Source organism: Streptomyces anatolicus, from assembly GCF_019400875.1.
In the GTDB taxonomy this organism is placed as follows: domain Bacteria; phylum Actinomycetota; class Actinomycetes; order Streptomycetales; family Streptomycetaceae; genus Streptomyces; species Streptomyces anatolicus.
The window spans coordinates 1-3,378 of the sequence record NZ_WMBF01000606.1; the positions used below are offsets into that span (position 1 = coordinate 1).

Consider the following 3,378-nt stretch of genomic DNA (forward strand, 5'->3'; position numbering starts at 1 on the left):
GAACCCGCCGCCTCCCCCGCCTCCACGGGCCGTGGGTCGTACCCGCACAGGGCCTCCTCGGCCGCTCCGGCCGCCAGGCCCGTCAGCATCACGCGGCCGTCGTCGCAGATCAGGACCGTGCGCGCGGTGATGTTCCGATGCACCCAGCCGTGCGCGTGCAGCACGCGCAGCGCCGCGAGGACGTCCGCCGCGACCTCCGCCGCGCGGTACGGACTCAGCGGGCGATCCGCGAGGAGCGCCGCCAGCGGCCTCGCCGCCACCAACTCGCTCACTATCCAGAGCGAGCCGCCCTCCGCGAACACGTCGAAGACCTGGTCGAGCCGGGGGTGGTCCGGTATCTGCGCGGCCGTCTGCGCCGCCTCCATCGCGCGCCGCACGGCGGGATCGGTGGGCCTGCGCGTCGTCCGCGCCGCGGAGCGCCGCACTCCGGCGCCGCCCGCCCCCGCCCGGGGCACGAACCCCTCGGGCAGGTCGTCCTCCTCAAGGACCTCCGCCTCGACGATCTCCGGCAGCGGGACCTGCCTGACCAGGACTTCCTGCCCGCTGTAGGTGTCGAAGGCGCGGGATTCGGCGAGTTCGTACTCGTCCGAGGGCGGCAGCGGCAGGCGGTAGCGGTCGGCGAGCACCCGTCCCGCATAGTCGTCCACGATGCCTCCCCCGTCCGCCCGGTGGTCAATTCCGTTCGTCTTGTGGCTCGTTGCGGCTGCGTACGGTCCGCGAGCACTCACGATACGTGCCGTGGGCGAACCGCAATGAGGGGATACGAGATCCCATCAACGGCAATCTCACACCTGGCGCGGGCTCACGACTTCGGCTGGAACGTCTTGGTGAAGGTCCGCCATGTGTCCCGCCGCTGATCGCCCTTCCAGTCGTCGGCCTTGGCCGTGTACATGATTCCGTAGCCCAGTCCGCCGTTGACGACGAAGCCCCGGTCGACGGAGCGGTACTTGGTCCCGCCCTCCACATAGGTGAATTCCCAGTCGGCGGTATTCCACCCGCGGAAATCCACCTTCTCTATCCTTATCCGGTCATACTGCGACCGGACCATGTGCTTCTCCTGGTTCTGCCAGTCGAGCACCGGGTTGTCCTTGGGCGCGGTCGTCCAACCGACGAGCAGCTTCTGCGCGTCGGGCCCGGTGAACCGCGCGCCCGCGACGCCCGTGGACTGGTACTTCCACCCCTTGGGCAGCCCGATCTTGAAGCCCTGGGAGTGCTCGTACGTGGACTCGGCGCCGTCACCCGGCTTCTTGCCGCCGTCCTGGCCCGGGTCGTGGCCCTCGCCCTCGTCGGCGTCCGAACCCTTGCCCGGGTCGGTGCCCTGGCCCTCTTCCTTGTCGTCCCCTGACCCGGACCCGGAGCCGGACCCCGAACCGGAGCCCTTGTCCGTGTCCTTGCCCGCGTCGGCGTCGTCCTTGCCCTGGCCGTCGCCCCCCGCGGTCGCCCCGCTGGACGCGGCCTTGTCGCCGCCCTTGCTGTCCTTGCCGGAGTCGCCGTCATCCCCGCCCGAGAGCGCGAAGGCGAGCACCGTACCGAGCACCGCGAGCACGGCCACCACGGACACGATCACCAGCGTCCGCCTGGGCACCACGTCGGTGAGCGAGGCCTTCGGAGGCACACGCGGCGAGGCACCCGCCGGTGCGCTCGGCGACGCGGTCGGTGACACACCCGGCGACGCACTCGGCCGTGGCGGTACGCCCGCCACGGAGCCGGCACCCGTCCCCGCCGCCGAACCCGTCCCCGCGGACGAACCGGAGACCGCGCCCACCGCGGCGCCCGTGGCCGCCGAGGCCGCCTTGCGGACCGAGCGCAGCGCGCCCTTCAGCCCGTCGGCGGATTCCTCGACCTTGCGGCCCGCGACGGCCCCGGACGCACCGGCGGCGCCCGTGGCACCGGCGGCCGCGCCCGACTTCTTCGTCAGCCTGGCCGGAGTGCCCGCCCTGACGGGCTTGGCTGTCCGTGCCGTCTTCTTCGGCGCCGGAGGCACCGGAGGCAGCGGTACGACCTTGGTCGCCTCGACCGGGTCCGGCTCCGCCTTGGGCCCCGGCGCGTGGATCACGTCCATCAGGAGCGCCCGCGCCCCCGCGTCGTCGAGCCGCTGCTCGGGGTCCTTGGCGAGGAGGCCGTAGATGACCTTCTCCAACGGACCGGCGTTCTTCGGCGGATCGACGTCCTCGGTCATCACCGCGGTGAGGGTCGCGATGGCCGACCCCTTGTCGTACGGAGGCACACCCTCCACCGCCGCGTACAGCAGACCGCCCAGTGACCACAGGTCGGCGGCGGGGCCCGGCTTGTGCCCGCGGGCACGCTCCGGGGAGATGTACGAGGGAGCGCCGACGAGCATGCCCGTCGACGTGATCGACGGGTCGCCCTCGACCTGCGCGATACCGAAGTCCGTGAGCACGACACGGCCGTCCTCGGCGATCAGCACGTTCGACGGCTTCACGTCGCGGTGCAGGATGCCCTCGCGGTGCGCGGAGCGCAGCACGTCGAGCACGGCGAGGCCGACCTCGGCCGCCCGCCTCGGCGTGAGGACCCCGTCCTCGCGGATCGCCTCCGCGAGGGACTTGCCCTCGACCAGCTCCATCACGATCCACGGCCGGTCGTCCTCGTCGACCACGTCGTAGACCGTCACCGCGCTGGTGTTGCGGATCCGCGCGATCGCCTTCGCCTCGCGCAGCGTCCGCGTGATGAGCCGCCGCTTCTCCTCCTCGTCGATGCTGGAGGGGAACCGCAGCTCCTTCACCGCGACCGTACGGCCCAGTGTCTCGTCCTTGGCGCGCCACACGGTGCCCATGCCGCCGCGGCCGAGCACCTCTCCCAGCCGGTACCGGCCGGCGAGGAGACGTTCGCTCCTGTCCCGACGGGACTCACCCGTCTGCTCCGCGTCCGACATGCGTCCCCTCTGCTGCTACCGCTGCTACCCGCGCAACCCGCCCTGACAGAGCCTTCATTGTCCCCTACTCGGGGACCGGCCGGCGCCCAGGGTCCACCGTCCCGCATGATGGACCGCGCACAAGGAGGGAGCGCCATGCCGACACCGCGCTCACTGGCGGCCATCGTCGTGGCGGCGACCCTCATCAGCCTGACGGCAGGCCCGCCGCAACCCGCGACGACGACCACGGACGCCACTCTTCCGCTGCTCATCGGCCGAGGCAAGGCCCCGGCCGCGGCCCTCCTGACCCGCGAACTGACCGCACCGCTCCCGAGCACCGCGGGACCGCGCCACCAGCGGCCCCTCGCGGAGCCACAACTGCCCCATGCGACAAGGCCCGTACGCCCGGCCTCGCCGGTATCCGACGCGCCGCGGCCGAGAGGGTCCCGGGCGACGGCAGCCGCCCCGAAACCGCGCCTCCGCCCCATTGTCCACTTCGCCCACGC

Annotated in this window: 2 protein-coding genes and 1 pseudogene; 1 reads left to right on the forward strand and 2 read right to left on the reverse strand. The window is 72.4% G+C overall.

Annotated elements, in window-relative coordinates; all coding sequences use genetic code 11:
- On the reverse strand, positions 1–647 hold a 647-nt coding region (locus GKQ77_RS30270; protein ID WP_372460028.1), incomplete at its 3' end, for a protein kinase.
- A gap of 155 nt (positions 648–802) precedes the next feature.
- Positions 803–2,893: a serine/threonine-protein kinase gene (locus GKQ77_RS30275; protein ID WP_219692316.1), complete on the reverse strand. Its 2,091-nt coding sequence runs from the start codon at positions 2,891–2,893 to the stop codon at positions 803–805.
- A gap of 135 nt (positions 2,894–3,028) precedes the next feature.
- Here GKQ77_RS30275 and GKQ77_RS30280 point away from each other — a divergent pair.
- Positions 3,029–3,378 (forward strand): annotated as a pseudogene (locus tag GKQ77_RS30280) (hypothetical protein); the annotation flags it as partial.